This is a genomic window from Streptococcus cristatus, assembly GCF_003943815.1.
In the GTDB taxonomy this organism is placed as follows: domain Bacteria; phylum Bacillota; class Bacilli; order Lactobacillales; family Streptococcaceae; genus Streptococcus; species Streptococcus cristatus_F.
The window spans coordinates 46,721-65,594 of the sequence record NZ_RJNA01000008.1 but is presented as its reverse complement, the minus strand read 5'-3'; the positions used below and the strand labels follow the sequence as shown (position 1 = coordinate 65,594).

General features: G+C 39.5%; 16 protein-coding genes and 2 pseudogenes. 6 read left to right on the top strand and 12 right to left on the bottom strand.

Annotated elements, in window-relative coordinates:
* Window positions 1-51 precede the first annotated feature (51 nt).
* The 4 genes from D8872_RS06590 to yycF form a co-directional block, all read right to left on the bottom strand.
* A complete protein-coding gene (locus tag D8872_RS06590; RefSeq protein WP_125390373.1) occupies window positions 52-993 on the bottom strand; it encodes a hypothetical protein in 942 nt (313 codons plus the stop codon).
* A 287-nt stretch (window positions 994-1,280) separates the two neighbouring features.
* A complete protein-coding gene (walJ, locus tag D8872_RS06585; protein ID WP_125390372.1) occupies window positions 1,281-2,081 on the bottom strand; it encodes an exodeoxyribonuclease WalJ in 801 nt (266 codons plus the stop codon).
* Window positions 2,074-3,438, bottom strand: a complete 1,365-nt coding sequence (vicK, locus tag D8872_RS06580) for a cell wall metabolism sensor histidine kinase VicK (protein ID WP_125373726.1) — start codon at window positions 3,436-3,438, stop codon at window positions 2,074-2,076. Before vicK ends, walJ begins: the two co-directional genes overlap by 8 nt.
* Window positions 3,431-4,132 carry a response regulator YycF gene (yycF, locus tag D8872_RS06575; protein WP_125390371.1) on the bottom strand — a complete coding sequence of 234 codons (702 nt, stop codon included), beginning with the start codon at window positions 4,130-4,132 and terminating at the stop codon, window positions 3,431-3,433. The genes vicK and yycF overlap by 8 nt, the downstream gene beginning before the upstream one ends.
* A gap of 261 nt (window positions 4,133-4,393) precedes the next feature.
* Between yycF and D8872_RS06570 the strand changes: the two genes are divergently transcribed.
* From D8872_RS06570 to D8872_RS06550, 5 genes are all read left to right on the top strand, one after another.
* Window positions 4,394-5,476 (top strand): M24 family metallopeptidase, encoded by a 1,083-nt coding sequence (locus tag D8872_RS06570; protein WP_125390370.1) that lies wholly within the window; start codon window positions 4,394-4,396, stop codon window positions 5,474-5,476.
* A gap of 426 nt (window positions 5,477-5,902) precedes the next feature.
* Window positions 5,903-6,949: a FecCD family ABC transporter permease gene (locus D8872_RS06565; RefSeq protein WP_125390369.1), complete on the top strand. Its 1,047-nt coding sequence runs from the start codon at window positions 5,903-5,905 to the stop codon at window positions 6,947-6,949.
* Window position 6,950: 1 nt separating this feature from the next.
* Window positions 6,951-7,706, top strand: a complete 756-nt coding sequence (locus D8872_RS06560) for an ABC transporter ATP-binding protein (protein WP_125390368.1) — start codon at window positions 6,951-6,953, stop codon at window positions 7,704-7,706.
* 55 nt (window positions 7,707-7,761) lie between these two features.
* Complete coding sequence (locus tag D8872_RS06555; protein ID WP_125390367.1) at window positions 7,762-8,790, top strand: ABC transporter substrate-binding protein; 1,029 nt, start codon at window positions 7,762-7,764, stop codon at window positions 8,788-8,790.
* Entirely contained in the window at window positions 8,771-9,463 is a 693-nt protein-coding gene (locus tag D8872_RS06550; protein WP_125390366.1) for an alpha/beta hydrolase-fold protein, read from the top strand. Before D8872_RS06555 ends, D8872_RS06550 begins: the two co-directional genes overlap by 20 nt.
* A gap of 148 nt (window positions 9,464-9,611) precedes the next feature.
* On the opposite strand, the gene D8872_RS06540 is transcribed toward D8872_RS06550, so the two are convergent.
* From D8872_RS06540 to xerA, 5 genes and pseudogenes are all read right to left on the bottom strand, one after another.
* A complete protein-coding gene (locus D8872_RS06540) occupies window positions 9,612-12,725 on the bottom strand; it encodes a type I restriction endonuclease subunit R (RefSeq protein ID WP_125390365.1) in 3,114 nt (1,037 codons plus the stop codon).
* A gap of 33 nt (window positions 12,726-12,758) precedes the next feature.
* Window positions 12,759-13,235: pseudogene (locus D8872_RS11240) on the bottom strand (hypothetical protein).
* Between the two features lie 111 nt (window positions 13,236-13,346).
* Complete coding sequence (locus tag D8872_RS11135; RefSeq protein ID WP_312023921.1) at window positions 13,347-13,961, bottom strand: restriction endonuclease subunit S; 615 nt, start codon at window positions 13,959-13,961, stop codon at window positions 13,347-13,349.
* 15 nt (window positions 13,962-13,976) lie between these two features.
* Window positions 13,977-14,510 (bottom strand): annotated as a pseudogene (locus D8872_RS11130) (restriction endonuclease subunit S); the annotation flags it as partial.
* A gap of 13 nt (window positions 14,511-14,523) precedes the next feature.
* The gene (gene xerA / locus D8872_RS06525; protein ID WP_002912918.1) at window positions 14,524-15,510 is read right to left on the bottom strand and encodes a site-specific tyrosine recombinase/integron integrase; all 987 of its coding nucleotides are present in this window, start codon (window positions 15,508-15,510) and stop codon (window positions 14,524-14,526) included.
* A 49-nt stretch (window positions 15,511-15,559) separates the two neighbouring features.
* On the opposite strand from xerA, the gene D8872_RS06520 reads away from it, so the two are divergent.
* Window positions 15,560-16,219: a restriction endonuclease subunit S gene (locus tag D8872_RS06520; RefSeq protein ID WP_125390363.1), complete on the top strand. Its 660-nt coding sequence runs from the start codon at window positions 15,560-15,562 to the stop codon at window positions 16,217-16,219.
* Here D8872_RS06520 and D8872_RS06515 read toward each other — a convergent pair.
* From D8872_RS06515 to D8872_RS06505, 3 genes are all read right to left on the bottom strand, one after another.
* Window positions 16,216-16,764, bottom strand: coding sequence for a restriction endonuclease subunit S (locus D8872_RS06515; protein WP_260471681.1), 549 nt, complete (start codon window positions 16,762-16,764; stop codon window positions 16,216-16,218). The genes D8872_RS06520 and D8872_RS06515 overlap by 4 nt on opposite strands.
* Entirely contained in the window at window positions 16,751-18,259 is a 1,509-nt protein-coding gene (locus tag D8872_RS06510) for a type I restriction-modification system subunit M (protein ID WP_125390397.1), read from the bottom strand. Before D8872_RS06510 ends, D8872_RS06515 begins: the two co-directional genes overlap by 14 nt.
* Before the next feature lie 99 nt (window positions 18,260-18,358).
* Window positions 18,359-18,865 carry a methylated-DNA--[protein]-cysteine S-methyltransferase gene (locus D8872_RS06505; RefSeq protein ID WP_125390361.1) on the bottom strand — a complete coding sequence of 169 codons (507 nt, stop codon included), beginning with the start codon at window positions 18,863-18,865 and terminating at the stop codon, window positions 18,359-18,361.
* Window positions 18,866-18,874 lie beyond the last annotated feature (9 nt).

Sequence of the window (18,874 nt, the reverse complement as noted above, 5' to 3'; positions counted from 1 at the left end):
AAAAGTTCAAACTAACGATTTTTAATATTTAAAACGGGTATAGATGAATTTTTAATTGTTCTTCTGCTCATTCTTATTCCATGCTCCCCATTCTTGAAATTCATCATAGGTATTTAACACCTTTGTTTCGCCCGTATAGCTATTGGTACCGATTACTTCCAGTTTGTCCTGGCCAACTGGCGCAAACCAGTGTCGCAAAGTCTGATATTCATCTTCGGCACTAACCAATCCTTGACGGAAACCAATATAACTCTTATCTGAATTTATGCGTATTTTTTTCAGAATATCTGGATACTCCTTTGCAAAATTATTTGTTTCCACTATATCGTTTTCAGAATTCACAATCAAGGAATCTCTATTCTGTAAAAATCCTGATTTAGTTATCTGGTCAAATATATTTGCACCTATCGCCAAACTACCTATTCTATATTGTTCTGCATACTTTAAATTTTGTAATTGAGGGTGCTTATCTTCGATCTGATGGCTTTCGAGATTCAATAAAACAAATTTAGAACTATCATCTTTCGATTTACGAAGCTCCAATATCTGATACTCTTTCCCATCTTGATAAAGAATTGTCCCTTGCTGATTGAGATAGTAAGACGAATCATATTTTTTAACTAATGCATACAAATCTACCTTCTGAGCACTTGGTTCCTTTTGCTCAATATCATAAATATAAGCATACCAGTACCATCCATCTAAGGGACGTTCAGAAGACGTGTTTTGAAATCGACGCTCAAATGTCACAAAATATTTTTTACCAAGATTGATATGAGCATCATAACCACCAGGGGACAGCTTCAGATAAACATACTGATTTTGCTCTCCAAAAAAGTCTACATGTTCCACAACTTGTTGTTTCAGTATACGGAACTCTTTTTTAGGGATTGATTGTTTTTGGTGTAAAAAGATAACGATTCCAGTCCCCACTAGAACAACAAGTAATGGAAGTAGAAAGAGAATAAACTTTTTGTTCAAATACTTCTTCATTGCTAAAAAACTCCTTGGGCAATACGATTGAAATCAGCTTCTCGCATAAAAACTCACCACAACTATTTTTGTATTAACTTATTATATCACACAGTCCTTTAAAGTAGAGGAAAAGAGACTGGGACAAAAGTGTCTCAGTCTAGCTTTACTATGTTCAAAAGGTCTTGATTCGCTATCTGATTGCTCAACAACAAGTGACTGTTGAGGTTGCAAACCCTAATTGAGAAGTAACTTACTTTCGATTTTGTCCATCTTTTCACTTCAAAAAGTTCCTTTGATGAAAACTTTTAAATACTCGTTAAAGGTGTCGCAGTATCAGGCGAGGTATCATAGACTTGGAAGTCGTGACCGACCGCCATATCGGCTTGAGCTAACTGATTAACCATAGTCATATGAGCCAATTCCTTGATATTATTTTCCTTGCTCAAATGCCCCAGATAGATGCGCTTGGTGCGATTGCCAAGTGTGCGAATCATGGTTTCCGCACCATCTTCATTGGATAAGTGCCCCAAGTCAGATAGGATGCGCTGTTTCAAGCTCCACGGGTAGGCACCGCTCCGAAGAATCTCGATATCATGATTGCTCTCAATCAAATAAGCATCTGCATTCTCAATCACTCCTGCCATGCGGTCACTGACATAGCCCGTATCCGTCAGCATGACAAAGCTCTTGTCATCCTTCATAAAGCGGTAAAACTGGGGAGCAGCTGCATCGTGGCTCACTCCAAAACTTTCGACATCTAAATCGCCAAAGGTTTTCATCTTACCCATTTCAAAGATATGCTTCTGACTGGCATCCAGCTTGCCCAAGTCCTTTTCCATCGCTCGCCAGGTTGCTTCGTTGGCATAAATGTCTAGATTGTATTTACGAGCCAAAACCCCTACACCATGGATGTGATCCTTGTGCTCATGGGTGACCAAAATAGCATCTAAATCCTCTGGTTTGCGATCAATTTCACTCAAAAGGCTCGTAATTTTTTTCCCTGATAGACCAGCATCGACAAGCAGGCGTTTTTGGTCTGTTTCCAGATAAAAGCAATTACCACTCGAGCCTGATGCTAGAATACTATATTGAAATCCCTTAGTCATGTTCACTTTCTACATTCTCTTCATTTTCCCAGTCATCTACACGGACAGCATCGTTATCATATGGAAGGACAATGGTAAAGGTAGAGCCCTTTCCGTACTCACTTTTGGCCCAGATAAAGCCATGATGCTGCTTGATAATTTCTTTAGCAATAGCCAGACCCAAGCCCGTTCCTCCCTGGGCTCGACTGCGGGCCTTATCCACCCGATAGAAACGATCAAAAATCTTTGGCAGATCCTGCTTGGGAATGCCCAAACCTTCATCCGAAATTGAAAGAATCAACTGAACATCTGTTGTCCTCACAGAAACCGTAATCGTCCCACCATCAGGTGAATACTTGATGGCATTGTTCATGATATTATCAATAACCTGGGTCATCTTATCCGTATCAATCTCTACCCAAATCGGCGTAATTGAATAATCCCTGATAATCTCATATTTTTTGGTCTCATCCTGATTTTTTATCTTATCAAAACGGTTGAGGATATAGGTGATAAAGGCCGTAAAATTAGTCAGCTCAACGTCCAGATGGCTGGTATTATTATCAATCCGCGATAAGCTAAGCAAGTCCGTCACCATCCGCATCATCCGGTTTGTCTCAGTTAGTGAAACTTTGACAAATTCCGGTGCAACAGGCTCTGACAGAGCACCATCATCCAAGGCTTCCAGATAGGATTTTACACTGGTTAGAGGCGTCCGCAATTCATGGCTAACATTGGAAACGAAAAGCCGACGCTCCCGTTCTTCCTTGTCCTGCTCCGTCGTATCATGCAGCACTGCTACCAACCCGGATATAAAACCTGACTCCCGTCTGATCAAGGCAAATCGAACCCGCAGGCTTACATATTCACCATTTTCATCTTGAGAATCAATGGTCAATTCTGGAACATTGGTAATCAATTCGCGCAAATCGTACTCATCGGCAATATCCAGCAAATCTAAAATACTGGTATTAAGTACATCATCACGCTTGACTCCCAATTGCTTGGTCGCCATGTCATTGATAGTGATAATCTGTCCTCGACGGTTGGTCGCAAGTACACCATCCGTCATGTAAGACAGGATACTGGATAGACGCTTGGTTTCTTGCTCCAAATTTTCATGCGTCAGGCGAATCACTTCAGAAAGATCATTGATGGAATTGGTCATGTCCGTGATTTCAGGACTGCCCTGCATATCTAAAACTTCTGAATAATCTCCTGCGATCAATCCCTTGATCTTTTGATTTAACTGCACCAGCTTTTGAGTATCTCGTCGATTTTCCAGAAGTAAAAGAGCCACAACGATAATAAAGCCGACAACGATCAGTGAAAAGACAAAGTCAGGAGAAAGCACAAATTCTTTTAGTGTTTCAATCATTATTTCTTATGTAATAACCGACACCGCGACGAGTCAGGATATACTCCGGACGGCTTGGAGTATCTTCGATTTTTTCGCGCAGACGGCGAATGGTCACATCGACTGTCCGCACATCTCCAAAGTAATCATAGCCCCAGACGGTTTCCAGCAAGTGCTCACGCGTCATGACCTGACCAACATGAGTCGCCAAATGGTGCAAGAGCTCAAATTCACGATGGGTTAATTCCAATTCTTTCCCATGTTTTTTCACCACAAAAGCATCTGGAAGAATCTGCAAATCCCCAATAAACAGTTCCTTTGGACTGCTCTCGTCCACATGGCTATCTGGGATTAGTTCAGAACGGCGCAACAAGGCCTTGACCCGAGCCAGCAATTCACGATTTGAAAAGGGCTTGGTCACATAGTCATCGGCACCGATTTCCAGACCAATTACCTTATCGAACTCGCTATCTTTGGCCGAAAGTACAATAATCGGCACATTGCTGGTCTTGCGAATCGTACGAGCAACATCCAGTCCGTCCACTTCTGGCAACATCAAATCCAGAATTAAGATATCCGGCTGCTCTGCTTCAAACATTTCTAGAGCTTCCTTACCATCAAAGGCTGTCAGTACTTCATAGCCTTCCTTAGACATGTTAAACTTTATAATGTCCGAGATTGGCTTCTCGTCATCTACAACTAATATTTTTTTCATTTTTTACCTTCATATCTATACATTTTTAAGCTTAGACATCTATTGTTTTTGTACTTGTCCTACTGCTCCATAAGCACTATTATATCAAATTTTCCTTAAAAAATACTATTTTCGTACACTATATTCCAACATTCTTATAGAAATTTCAACTCAACTCTCTTTCTACCAAAAATCTCAGTCAAGGAGGAGGAATCCTCACTAAAATCCTTGATTTTTTTCACTTTTTCTGCAAAAATAGAGGCATAGAAAGAAGGTTGAACTATGACAAAAATCAATCAAATCATCACTTATCTTGAAAATGAAAAGCAGGATGTAGCTGTTATCTCCGATCCTGTAACCATCCATTACCTAACAGGCTTTTACAGCGATCCACATGAACGCCAGATGTTCCTATTTGTCTACACTGACCATGAGCCACTTCTTTTCGTACCAGCACTAGAGGTTGAGCGTGCTTCTTCTACCGTAGACTTTCAGGTTGTAGGCTATGTCGATTCTGAAAATCCTTGGGAAAAGATCAAGACTTCTCTACCATCTCAAACCTTCAAACAAGTAGCGGTCGAGTTTGACAATCTGATTTTAACCAAGTATCACGGCCTGCGTACTGTTTTTGATGGGGCTGAATTTGTCAATCTGACTCCTTACATCAACCGCTTGCGCTTGATCAAGTCAGCCGACGAAATCCAGAAAATGCTGGTAGCTGGCCAATATGCTGACAAGGCTGTCAATATTGGTTTTGACAATATTTCACTGGACAATACCGAAACAGATATCATCGCTCAAATCGACTTTGCTATTAAGCGAGAAGGCTATGAGATGAGTTTTGAAACTATGGTTCTGACAGGCAATAATGCAGCTAATCCGCACGGCATTCCCGGAGCCAATAAAATCGAAAACAATGCCCTCCTCCTCTTTGACTTGGGCTGCATGGTCAATGGCTACGCCAGCGATATGACACGGACCGTCGCTGTCGGTCAGCCAGACCAGTTCAAAAAAGATATCTATTATCTGACTTTGGAAGCCCAGCAAGCAGCGCTTGACTTTATCAAACCAGGCGTCACAGCTCATGAAGTAGACCGAGCAGCCCGCGAGGTCATCGAAAAAGCTGGCTATGGTGAATACTTTAACCACCGCCTTGGACACGGCATCGGTATGGATGTCCACGAATTCCCATCTATCATGGAAGGCAATGACATGGTCATCGAGGAAGGCATGTGCTTCTCTGTCGAGCCCGGCATTTACATTCCTGGCAAGGTTGGCGTCCGCATCGAGGACTGCGGCTATGTCACTAAAAATGGTTTTGAACTCTTCACCGAAACCAGCAAGGACCTACTGTATTTTGAATAGAATTTTATGAGTCTATATTATATTTTGAATGATTATTGGACTTGGCAAAGGACTTCTGGTTATTTGAGCTATCATTGTTGTGCATCGTTATAGCTGTCTTAGTCCTTAAGCATTTATAATTTCAAAAAACGATAGAAAACTTTCTGTCGTTTTTTCTTGTTTCCTAATAATTATACCAAGTCATTTAGGTTCACCTGCTTTTCCTCCAATGAAGTCGTCTCTCGAGACTTTCCGAAGAACTCTTTTGCTCTGCACTAACCAGTTTTTACACCAACAAGATGCTTTCATCATTGATAAGAGAAAGCGTTACAAATCCTTATCATATCAGAGGTTTCTAGCCCTTCTTGCCCTTCTGATTTAAAAATGTTATAATTTTTTATGAAAAATTGTCTAAAAATTCTAATCTTTGCTGTTAAGGAGGTCTGGATGCTCTTTAAAAAGTCAGAAAATCACGGATTTTCTCGCTATATCTGCCTGCTCTTGCTTCTCGTCATTTTTCTGGCTTGTTCTCTCTTTTTAGCTGTCTCCTTGGGATCGGTCACTATTGATATACAAGACACTTACCAGATTATTTTCAGCAAACTCGGATTTCCCCTTGGCACAGGCAAACTATCTCCGTCCACAATCGCTATTGTTTGGAACATGCGGGTTCCAAGAGTGCTCTTGGGAATCCTGGCTGGTGCTGGCCTTTCTGTCTGTGGCAGCGTTATGCAATCTACTGTCAATAATCCTATCGCAGAGCCTTATATCTTAGGAATTTCAGCGGGTGCAACCTTCGGAGCCACACTAAGTATCATCTTAGGGCTCAAATCCATTACTGGCGCAGGCGCCTTTATAGGAGCCATTCTGGCATCAGCTGTGGTCCTTTTTATCGCATCCATGCAGGGAAAGATGACGACAAGCAGTCTGATTTTATCAGGAACAGTTGTAAATGCCCTCTTTATCGCTTTTTCCAACTTTATCATTTCCGTCGGTGCCAATGCTGATAGCCTTATGACAATCAAGTTCTGGACTATGGGCTCACTGGCTGGAACTTCTTGGTCAGATTTAGCCTTGCCGGCTCTTGTTGTTGGTCTCTCCTTTTTGTTTTTCTGTTCTCAGTATCGTATTTTCAATACTATGATGATGGGGGACGAAGCAGCTTTGACCCTGGGAGTCCCTCTGCGTTTTTACTGGTTCCTCTATATAACAGTTGTCGCAGTCATGACAGCGGTGCTGGTTGCCTGCTGTGGTATTATCGGCTTTGTCGGACTAATCACTCCGCACATTGCTCGTAGATTAGTCGGTACCAACTACAAAAGACTCTTTCCTATCGCTACTCTGCTCGGCTCACTCTTTCTTGTCTGGGCAGATGTTTTGGCTCGAATTTTGGTCAAAAATGCCGAACTGCCGATTGGAATCTTCACTGCTTTGGTCGGTGCACCCTTCTTTATCTACATTGTAGCCAAAAGCCGAAAGGAGGTAAGCAGCTGATATGGATCTAACTTGCCAAAATATCCACTATGCTGTCGGCCAAAAAGAGATCTTAAAAGGGATTTCACTCAAGGTCGAGCGAAATCAGTTTCACACTATTTTAGGACCCAACGGAAGCGGCAAAACTAGTCTGCTCAAAACAATCTACCGTCAGATCAAACCTGACAGCGGGAACATTTATCTAGACGGAAGGCCGCTTGAACAGGTCAGCATAAAAAAAACAGCCCAGAAAATAGCCGTTGTAACTCAGTTTAACCATCTTCAGTTTGACTGTACCGTCCAAGAAATCGTCATGCTGGGCAGGACGCCGCATCTGTCCCTTTTTCAAAAAGAGAGCGAAAAAGACTACGCCCTTGTCCGTCATGCCTTGGGTCAGGTGGACATGCTGGACAAGAGAGAGCGAACCTATCTTTCCCTGTCTGGTGGTGAGAAGCAAAGAGTCTTGCTGGCACGCGCTTTGGCTCAACAGCCAAGCCTACTACTCCTAGACGAGCCAACCAATCATCTGGACATCAAATACCAGCTGGATATGCTGCGTATAGTCAAAGACCTGAACATCAATGTTTTAGCTGTTTTACACGATATCCAACTGGCTTGTCGTTATTCAGACTATTTGTACCTCATGAAGGGAGGTGAGATTGCATACCAAGGCGCTCCAAAGGAGGCCATCACTCATGATTCACTGCAAGCCGTTTACGGCATTCAGAGCAAAGTAATCTGGACCAAGGATCGACAGGCCATGATTCAGTATCTATAAGAGTCTGTTTTCAGCTTTATCTATACAAGCTCCAAGCCCAAGAAAGGAAGGCAATATGAAAAAAACACTCAGTATCTTACTCGTCGCAACTGCTGCATTGACAATGGCAGCCTGCAATTCTTCATCTAAGGAAAGTACGAAAGAAAGCTCAACTTCGCAATCTTCCTCCAAAACAGAAAGCGCGAAAAAGAGCACAGCAGAGACAAAATATCCAGTGACAATCAAAACTTACGATGCCGAAGGCAAAGAGATTGATCAGGTCTTTGAAAAGGCACCGGAAAAGGTCATCACCAACAACCTTTCGACGACCGAAGTCCTGATTGAACTAGGATTGAAAGACAAGATCGCCGGTATGCTCAATCCAGACAACGATGTCACAGATAAATACAAGGCTGATATTGCCACCATTCCGCAAGTCGGCGACAAGAAAACCGTATCACAGGAAACTGTGCTATCTTATGAGCCAGACGCTCTTCTTGGCCGAAACATGATGTTTTCCGAGAAGTCTCTGGGGACAGTCAGTGCCTGGAATGAAAACAAAATCCCTGTCTATACACAGAAGGCTTCCCTGTCCAATACTAAACAAGACCTAGGCAATATCGTTGAAGATGTTAAAAATATAGGAACCATCTTTAACGTCCAAGACAAGGCCAATCAATATGCTGATCAACTGCAGGCAAGAATTGACACTGTCAAGAAGGCCAATAAGGCCAGCCAAGGCGAAAAGAAAAAAGCGCTCATCATGTGTGCCTACAACGATGAGACTTTCGGTGCCTATAAATCTGCTCTACAGGAGAGCCTGCTTAACCAGCTCGGCTATACCAATGTAGCGACCGGAACCTCTGACTTGACCTTGGAAAATCTGGTCTCTATGGATCCAGAAGTCATCATCTATGTAACCAGCGACCGCAACAAGGCCATGGATGAACAAGCAGTTGATCTAATGAAAGCTAATCCCGTTCTGGAAGATGTTCCAGCGGTCAAAAATCAGAAAATCATGACCATCTCCTATGATGAGTTCATGGATTATGGTCCTGCTGTAATCGACTCACTCGAGAAAATCAATGACTTTGTCAATAAATAAGACTTTTGTCTGGGAGGGTATCACTGTCAACATTGCCCTGCCCCAAGATTATGACAAATCACGACCTTATCCTGCTGTCTTGCTAAACGATGGACAGATAAACTACCTAAGCAAGCTTTCTCCATCGGTAATCTTAATCGGACTGATATCAAACAACAGGCTGGACGATTATACACCCTGGAAAGCCAATGCTCTAAAGCCTGGCAATCCCGATTTTGGCGGCAGAGCAGATAGCTACCATCAGAAACTATTCAACGGTATATTAGCCGAAATCAGACAGCACTACCGACTGGATGACAAGAGAATTGCCTATGGTGGCTACTCTCTCGGTGGACTAGCGGCTGTATACAGTCTCTATAACGGCTGTAAGATTCCTTGTATTTTTTCTATCTGCGGTTCCTTTTGGTACCCAGGTTTTACCGACTATTGTCGGACACAGGACTTGAAAAACAAGGACTGTCTAGTCTATTTGCAGAATGGAAGGACTGAAGGCGCGAATCACTCGAACCGACTTTCCAAGGCTCCTTTCTATGCTGAAGAAATTCATCGCTTGATTCAGAAAGAAATCCTTACCACCTACTCCGTCTTTGACCCTTACGGGCATCATGAAGCCCTCAAAGAGCGCTATGCTGCCTTTGCCGACTGGCTGGCCACACAATGGCATATCAACTAATGAAAATCCCCTTTGTCACTCACAGTAGCTGACAAAGGGATTTTTAGTTTATTGCTGTAAGTAAAAAAATTTATTCCGTTTTCTCCCCCGCCTCTAGTTTCAACAGAAAGGCTTTTTTATCAAGGCCACCGGCATAGCCAGTCAAATTTTACTTCGATTCAAATTCTACACTACTTTCAGCAGCCATCAGTTGGTCAGAAAATGAATAGGACTCATAATTATTATCAGGATTATCCGTCCACATTTCACATTGCTTGATAACAGTCACAATGGCATCTTCGACACCATCCGGTGGATATTTGTATTTCCTAAGGAGCCGTTTAACAAGCATGCGCATACGAGCACGCGCAGAATGTTTTTTCTGCCAATCAATAGTTTTGCTTTTGCGCAATGTCTCCGTTAATTCATGAGTCATTGCAACAAGCTCATCATTTTCATAAAAATCTTTGACTGCTTGTGGTTGCGTCAAAGCATCATAGAAAGCTAATTCTTCATCGGTAAGACCTAAAGAATCCCCCTCTTCGTGAGCTTTCGCCATTTCTTTGGCCATTTTCATTAATTCAGCAATAACTTCTTCATTCGAAAGCATGCCATTCAGATATGCTCTCATCGCTCGCGAAAGAATTTCAGAGAACTTTTCGGATTTGACTAAATTTGTTCTTTGATATAAGGTAATCTGCTCTTGTAATAATTTTTTTAAGAGTTCTACCGCTATGTTTTTTTCCTTCATTTTAGAGATTTCATCTAAAAATTTAGGATCAAATAACGAAAATCCTGTATCAATATCTGAGAATAAATTAATGACACCTTCACTCTTGATAGAAGCTTTTAGTAACTCATTGATACGATCATTAATATCTTTCAGAGAAAGCTTTTTACCCTCCCCAGTTATTCGTGTCAGCAATGTTCTGACTGCTTCAAAATAAGCTGCTTCAAAACGTTGCTCAGGAGTAAGCAAAGAACGACAAAGTGATAACGCTTGGCGTAAGAGTAACGATTCTTTTATGAAGAGCTCTTTCTTCTTCTCCTTGTCTACACTTGACAAGAAGTTTACCCCACTACTAATTGTTTTAGCTCTGATTAAATCACTTGATTTAGAGAGCGTGAATTCTGAATAGTCAAACCCATAAAACAAATCACGACAGACCTCTAGTTTTTCAACAAACTTTGGTAAAGCTGTCTTAGCTATATCAGTGTCCCCAAAGTTACCTTTGTCTCGATTTGTATAATCGTTCATGGCTTGCTTTAAAGCACTTGCAATACCGATATAATCAACTACAAGTCCACCCTCTTTATTTTTGTATACTCGGTTAACACGAGCGATTGCCTGCATAAGATTATGACCTTGCATTGGCTTATATACATACATGGTTGCAAGGCTAGGAACATCAAATCCAGTCAGCCACATATCAACGACGATAGCAATCTTAAATGGGCTTTCATTGTCTTTAAACCTTTTAGCCATCTCTTCTTTATGGCGCTTATTCCCTACTATATCATGCCATTCTTCCGGATCATTATTACTAGAAGTCATGACAACTCCAATTTTTTCCGTCCAATTCGGACGCTTTTCAAGTAAGGTACGGTAAATTTTCATCGCAATCGGACGAGAATAAGCAACAATCATTGCTTTTCCAGTTAATTCCTGCGCACGATTTTCTTCATAATGGGTAATGATATCTTCACACAAGGCAATAATAGTTTGATCAGCCCCTAAAATACTATCGAGACGACCCAATTCCTTTTTGCTTCTATCAATCGCATGTGATTCAGCGCTTTGTGCCATCAAGTCATACTCTGTGTCAATCAAACGCAAGATATTTTCATCTAGTTTTAAATGCATGACACGGCTTTCATAATAGACGGGCCGAGTAGCGCCATCTTCAACCGCCTGTGTCATATCGTAAACATCAATATAATTACCAAAAACCTCTGTTGTAGACTTATCTTTAGTAGAAATAGGCGTTCCAGTAAATCCAATATAAGTCGCATTAGGCAAGCTATCTCTAATCAACCTGGCTGCTCCGACGACTAGTTTCGCTTCTCTTTCTCCATCTTTTCCTTTGGTAATTTTAATCTTTTCTTCAAGTCCATACTGTCCACGATGAGCCTCATCAGCCATGACAACAATGTTTCTTCTATCAGAAAGCGCCTCATCTGACTCTGAAAACTTCTGCATAGTTGTAAATATAATGCCATTGGCTTGGCGACCAGTCAATAGTTCTTTCAGATGCAAACGGCTCTCTGCCCGAATCGGTGTCTGTCTCAGAAAATCTTGGCATTTGGAAAACTGTCCATATAACTGTTCGTCCAAATCATTTCGATCAGTCAAAACGACAATAGTTGGCGAGTCTAAAACTTTCTGCAGCAGATGAGCATAGAAAACCATGGATAGGGATTTCCCACTCCCTTGCGTATGCCAGAAAACACCTCCCCGTCCATCGCTTTTAGTTGCCTTCAAAGTAGATACAGCAGCCTTATTCACTGCAAAATACTGATGATAAGCCGCTAAAATCTTGGCATCCTCAGAAAAGCAGATAAAATTCCTTAAAATATCCAGAAATCTAGTCTTATCAAAAATACCTTCAATGAACGTGGTAAAATTAGCATACTGAGTATCTTCAAAACTACCATCAGTAGTCTTCCACTCCATAAAGCGGTCTTCACCAGCAGTAATTGTCCCCGCCTTTGAAGTGGCTAGATCCGTCATTACGCAAAAAGCATTATAGTTAAATAAATTTGGAATTTCTTTCTGATATGTTTTAAGCTGACGATAGGCATCAGAAGCATCTGTTTCTTGGCGAGAAGGACTTTTCAACTCAAAAACAACTACTGGCAAACCATTCAAAAACACTATAATATCCGGACGTTTATTACTCTTCTCTACAATTGTCCATTGATTAATTACAGTAAAAGAATTATTATTTACATTATCGAAATCAACTAAATAAACGAGATTAGATTGTTTCCTTCCTTGATGAAAATAGGAAACTTCTATACCGTTTTGAAGATAATTTGTAAAAATCTTATTTTTTTGAAGCAAGGAACCTGTTTCAAAGCGCTGTAGCTTTTCAATTGCCTCTTGAATTGCAACAGTCGGTAGCTTAGCATTGATCCTTTCTAAAGCAGGATAAAGCTCATCCAAGTATAAAGGTGTTCTATAATCACGCTCTACATCTGGACCATAGACATATGAATAGCCCAAACTATCACGAAAAAGTTCAATGACTGCATGTTCGTAGTTGTCCTCAGTGAATCCCATAAATTTCTCCATTCTATAAATAGTAAACAATACTTATACTATCTCATCAAATAATAAAAACTGTTTTGAAAAAAATACTTTCCCTAACGAGTCAATAGCATAGCCATAAGCCTTTTTCCCACTTAAACGGTTCTGAATAAACTGTTGTTTCAACTCTTCCTCAACACATCCGAAATTATTAAACTCACCAGTTCTTAAATTAGTAGGCAGTATATTATTAAAAATTCCAATACTTTTCATGAACGCAAACGCAAATTTTATTTTTTCACATTTTGAATGAGTCACTCCAACCTTAGTAATGACTACCTCCTNCCTTCCAACATTAGTAACCGTTACATTCGTATAGACTTTTTTATCTAGAGAGCCTATCAATAAAGCTGCTTATGTACTCACCCGTACTTCGTTTATAGAATCTTTACGTGAAAGATACAGTGATACAACAACTGCGCCAATCGTACCAATTGCTGAAAGCGATTCCCAAATATTTCCTAAATCAATTATAACTTCCATATTTCATCCTACTATGTTACTTTTTGAGGAATAGTTTATAAACAATCATCATTTCCAGTTTGCTATTAAAGCTAGTTAATAGTCATAACCCAAAAGTCGTCAGATAAATCATCATTTAATAGCTTGATTGACAGAGAGTTCACCAGATAAAAGTTTGGGTAGGAGAGTATCTCTTAGTTTAGATAACCTTTGAATTTCTGAAAGGTTGAAACAAAATAACTCATAAAGAGGAGAGAGTACTTTGTCTAACTCAATTAAATCTTTAAATGTTACATTCAAGTCATAACTATTCACTGAAAATGGACTCAAGTTTGCTTGTGCAGAACCGCTAGAAAGTTTAATTAAGTCTGTAATTATATTTTGCTGTTGCAAAATAGACCAAAGGACTGCATAAGAAAGTTCTGTTTTAGCATAAAATAAACCAACACGCTGATTTACATATCCCTTAAAATTTTTTGGAATAACGCCGATTTTTCCAGTAGTCGCCCCCGTTAGAGCCATTACAATTTCTTTTCCAAACACCTCAAAGTTTGAAGCCTTTGATAATTGAGACTTATTTTTTACATAATTTAGATTAGTAATATCAACAGTTATCCCATCTATATCTTTTATTTTGATTACTGGTTTACCTTCGTCAACCCAGTCTTTACTCTTAAACGCATAGCCTGATTTTAATTCAAATATATCTCCTAATTTAATAGAATTACTTGAATAGAAAATCTTCAAATAATTCTTACTAATAGCCGCTAAATGATGATTTATCTTTTTATTATTCTCAATTTTATCATCTAACGCCTTAAGTATTTTACCAATTCTAATTTGTTCTTTTAACGGAGGACATAGAATTTCGTGATTTTTGACAACATCTAGTTGAACTCTTTGTCTGCCTGACGTTCCTACCATTGATTTAATAGCAACTTCTCTGATATTTGGAGCAATCATCAAATAATAAACGAAATTTTCATCACTAATATTTTCTTTAGCTCTTACAACAATAAACTCAGTAGACCCAAACCCTACTTCATCTTCGTCTAATAAATTTACCTTAGACGTTTTTCCATTTTCAAGACTTGGAGTAATACGAGCCATTAAAGTATCCCCATTTCTGAATTTGGTACCACCTCTAAATTCTAAATACTCAAACTCGGGAATATCGCGCGTAAAAGGTTCTAATTTTTCCATCGCTATTTTTTTAGCAATAGCTCCCTTTGACAAAGTTTCTCGGGGATTAAATTCTATAATATCCGAAAGTTTCACTTTCTTCCAATTATTCAATTTCTACTTCTCCTCACCCTATATATTTCCTATGCGAATTTTTTACATTCGCTTGATTGACCATAGCGTAGTGCATGGTTGTATCTATTTTGACATGACCAAGCAAGTGCTGGACTTGTTCGATGGGCATGCCTTTATCTATGGCGCGTGTTGCCAATGTTCTTCTGAATTTATGTGGATGGACCTTATTTAAATCTGCTTTTTCACCGATTTGTCTCAATCTTGTTTCTACCCCTCCGATTAATAGTCTATTATATGGAAAAGATAAAGAAACAAACAGAGCTGGATTATCATCCTGACGATTGTCCAAATAGTTTATCAAGTGAATCTTTGTTCTAGCGTCGAAGTAGACGATTCGCTCACTATTCCCTTTACCAAAGACAAGACATTCTCTTTCATAAAAATTAATATCCTCTCTATTCAATCTTACTAGTTCACCTACCCGCATTCCAGTTGAAGCCAATAAATCAATCATGGCCAAATCACGAATCTCATCGCAAGCATCTCTTAGAAGCTCCAACCCTTCGTCAGAAAAAGTCTCTTTGATTGTTTTATCTGTCTTTATCTTGTGAATCCTACGAACAGGACTCTTTAAAATATAGTCCTCGTCTTCCAACCATCCAAAAAAGCTACTAAAGATCCGACGCATGTTGTCAATCGTCACCTTGCTTGATTTTCGCTCCTGCTGGTAATGCGCAAGATAAGTTCGCAAATCGCCGGTAGTCAAATCTCTTATAGCTGTTTTAAGACTGGTAAGCATGTTTTCAATAACTATTTTATAGTATTTCAAAGACTTCTCACTGCAGCCTTCAATCCGTTTGGCTGAAATAAATAGCTCAAGTAATTTACTATTGCTCTTCTGTTCATTAGCTGATTTAATCTCTGCAACTTCTACATTGACAAAAGCTGCCGTTAGTACCTTTTGCAGATTTTCTAATTGTTGATCGCTTAAATGCTTGATCATATCTGTTGTAATTTGCGTGATTAGTTTATTTTTCATAAGCTACCTACCTTTCGTTTTTATTATACTCCATGGGTAGCTTAAAAAGATAAATCATCATTTAGAGCAGATTGGCCAAGAACTATTTGAAGAAATCTACTATGATGGCTCCTCTGCTCAACTTGGTGATATTATAAGTACTCTAGAGAGTGGCTCACGTCCCAAAGGAGGAGCTGAAACCGATGGTATACCGAGTATTGGTGCAGAAAATATTGAGCGTTTTGGCCAATATGACTACACTAAAGAAAAATTTATAAGTCTAGAATATTTCCAAAAACTTAAACGTGGTATTGTACACTCTGGAGATGTTTTATTATATAAAGATGGGGCTTATACAGGGAAAGTTTCAATGGCTTTGGATGACTTTCCACATGCACAATGTGCTATTAATGAACACATTTTTATATTAAGGCCAAACGAGTTAGCTCCAAGTTCATTTTTCTTATATTTCTTACTTCTGCACGATAAAAACAAACAAGCCTTATTTTCTCGTGCCTCTAGTAAAGCAGCTCAACCTGGATTAAATCAAACTGAGGTAAAAACATTACCTATACTACTTCCAAAAACAGAAATGATTACTAAATTCGAAAGTACTATAGCACCAGTCATGCATCAAATTGCTAAAAATGCTAACGAAAATAGAAAATTGATAACACTACAAAAAGCTCTTCTCCCAAAACTTTTATCTGGTGAAATATCAGTAAACTAAGCCACTAAATGATGATTTATCTTTTTATTATTCTCAATTTTATCATCAATAGCACCTAAAATAGCAGAAATTTTTCTTTGTTCTACTATTTCAGTCGGAATAAAAACCTCAATTGATTTCATAATGCTAGCAGAAACCTCCTTAAAGGTGGTTCCGCTTCCCATATTTTCAATTTTATCCTTGTTAAATTTCAATAGATAATATAAGAATAAGGAATCTACATCTGAATTGGGGATAATACTCTTAAAACCTTGGTTAGTTGAGACGTTATTAGCCGCTATTGCTATATATCCAATGGGAGCTCTTGAACTAAATAGGATTGAGCCTGCTGGTAATATCTTAGCAGAACTATTTTCCAAGCCCGTCAAAGTTATATTTCTATTCCCATGTTCAATATATCTTTCACCAAAATTTGCTAAATCTTTCGGTGTTATCCAAGGAATATTACCCCCATAATATTCTTCTTTTTTAGTAGATGGGGTTCCACCTCCAACGATTGTTCCTAGCTCACTTAATTTTACTTTCTTCCAATCACTTAATTTCAAACCCAATCTCCCCCAATCTTTCTCGAATCTCATCTTCTAATTTATGGGATTTAATAAAAAGTTCTGATAGTTCTGTCGTCAGTCGGTCCATCTTCTCTTCAAATGGTTCTCCGTCATCTTCTTTTTCCTCAATACCAACATAACGACCTGGCGTAAGAATAAAATCTTGCTTTGCAATTTCTGCTGTTTCAACAGACGCACAAAATCCTTTAACATCTTCAAGGTTTCCATTTTGAAAGGCTTCAAAGGTATCTGCTAACTTCTTAATGTCTTCGTCGCTAAAGTCGCGATGCTTACGGTCAATCATTTCTCCCATATTTCGAGCATCGATAAACAGCGTCTTTCCTTTTTGTTTTTTATTTTTACTGATAAACCAGAGACAGGCTGGAATAGTTACACTGTAAAAGAGATTAGCTGGAAGAGCTATAATTCCCTCAATTAAGTCATCTTCGATAATTTTTTTACGAATGTCCCCTTCACCGCTCTGAGTCGATGAGAGTGAGCCATTGGCCAGAACCAAGCCAACCTTGCCATTACTAGGATCCATGTGATGAATCATGTGCTGAATCCAAGCATAGTTTGCATTGCTATTAGGTGGCGTTCCGTATTTCCATCGAATATCATCTTGCAGTTTATCTGCTCCCCAGTTGGAAATATTAAAGGGTGGATTAGCCATGATATAGTTAGCTTTTAGTGTTGGATGTAAATCATTGAAAAAGCTGTTCGCCTGGTGCTCACCAAAATCCGCATCAATACCTCGGATAACCATGTTCATCTTGGCCATCTTCCAAGTATCTGCATTAGATTCTTGACCAAAAACAGATAAATTATTAATATTCCCACTATGATTCTCTATAAACTTAGCTGACTGAACAAACATACCGCCTGAACCACAAGCAGGATCATAAACACGGCCTCTATAAGGCTTTAATATTTCTACAATCGTTTTTACGATACTGGTCGGAGTATAAAATTCACCGCCTCGTTTTCCTTCATATGCCGCAAACTGTTCAATACAATATTCATAAGCACGCCCAAGTAAATCTTTTTCATTCTCACCTTCATACATTTGAATATTAGTGAAAATGTCTACAACTTCCCCTAAAACTCGCTTATCTAAATCTGGACTGGCATAGATCTGAGGAAGGACATTCTCTAGACTAGGATTATCCTCTTCAATTTCACGCATGGCTTTATCCAAGACTGTGCCAATTTCCGAAGAATGGGCATGACTCGCAATAAATTGCCATCTAGCTATTTCAGGGACGAAGAAAATATTCTCCTCTGAATATGCATCAGGATCATTCTCAAATCCGTCACCCTCTGCAAGTAATTGTTGGTATTTTTCTTCAAAAGCATCTGATACATATTTTAAAAAGATTAGACCAACAATAACTTTTCTGTACTCTGACGCTGAAATGTGCCCCCGAAGTGAATCCGCAGCATCCCATAGTTCCTTTTCAAATCCAATATTTGCGTTTGATTTTTTCACCATTTTATACTCTTTTCCCATTTTAATCACATCCATTTTACCATATTTAAAGTAAGTTAAAAAGCACCGATTGGTGCTTTTTTAGCTTATCAATAGTTTTATTTATCCTGTTGTTTTCTCCCCCGCCTCTAGTTTCAACAGAAAGGCTTTTTTATCAAGGCCACCAGCATAGCCAGTCAGTTTGCCGTCGCTTCCAACAATCCGATGACAAGGAATCAGAAGGGAAATGGGATTATGACCAATGGCGCCACCAACTGCTCTAGCAGAGCCAATTTTCCCATACTCAGCCTGCAATTCCCGCAAAATATCTGAATAGGTAGCCGTTTGTCCATAGGGAATCTTCTGCAACACTGTCAGAACCTTGCTTCTAAACTCAGTCACTTGGGGTGCCAATGGAATTTCATTTGTTGCGAGATTTTCTCCCTTAAAATAAGCGTCGAGCCAAGCAGATACAAGTCGGCTAACAGCTGTCTCACTCTCCTGTGCTTGCTCTAAATCATAGCCTGCCCCAAAATATTTCTGTCCCTCAAGCCAAAGTCCCAACAAGGCATGTGCATCTGTCAAGATGAGAATACGGCCAATCGGCGATGTATAATAAGTCTTGTACATATTTTTTCT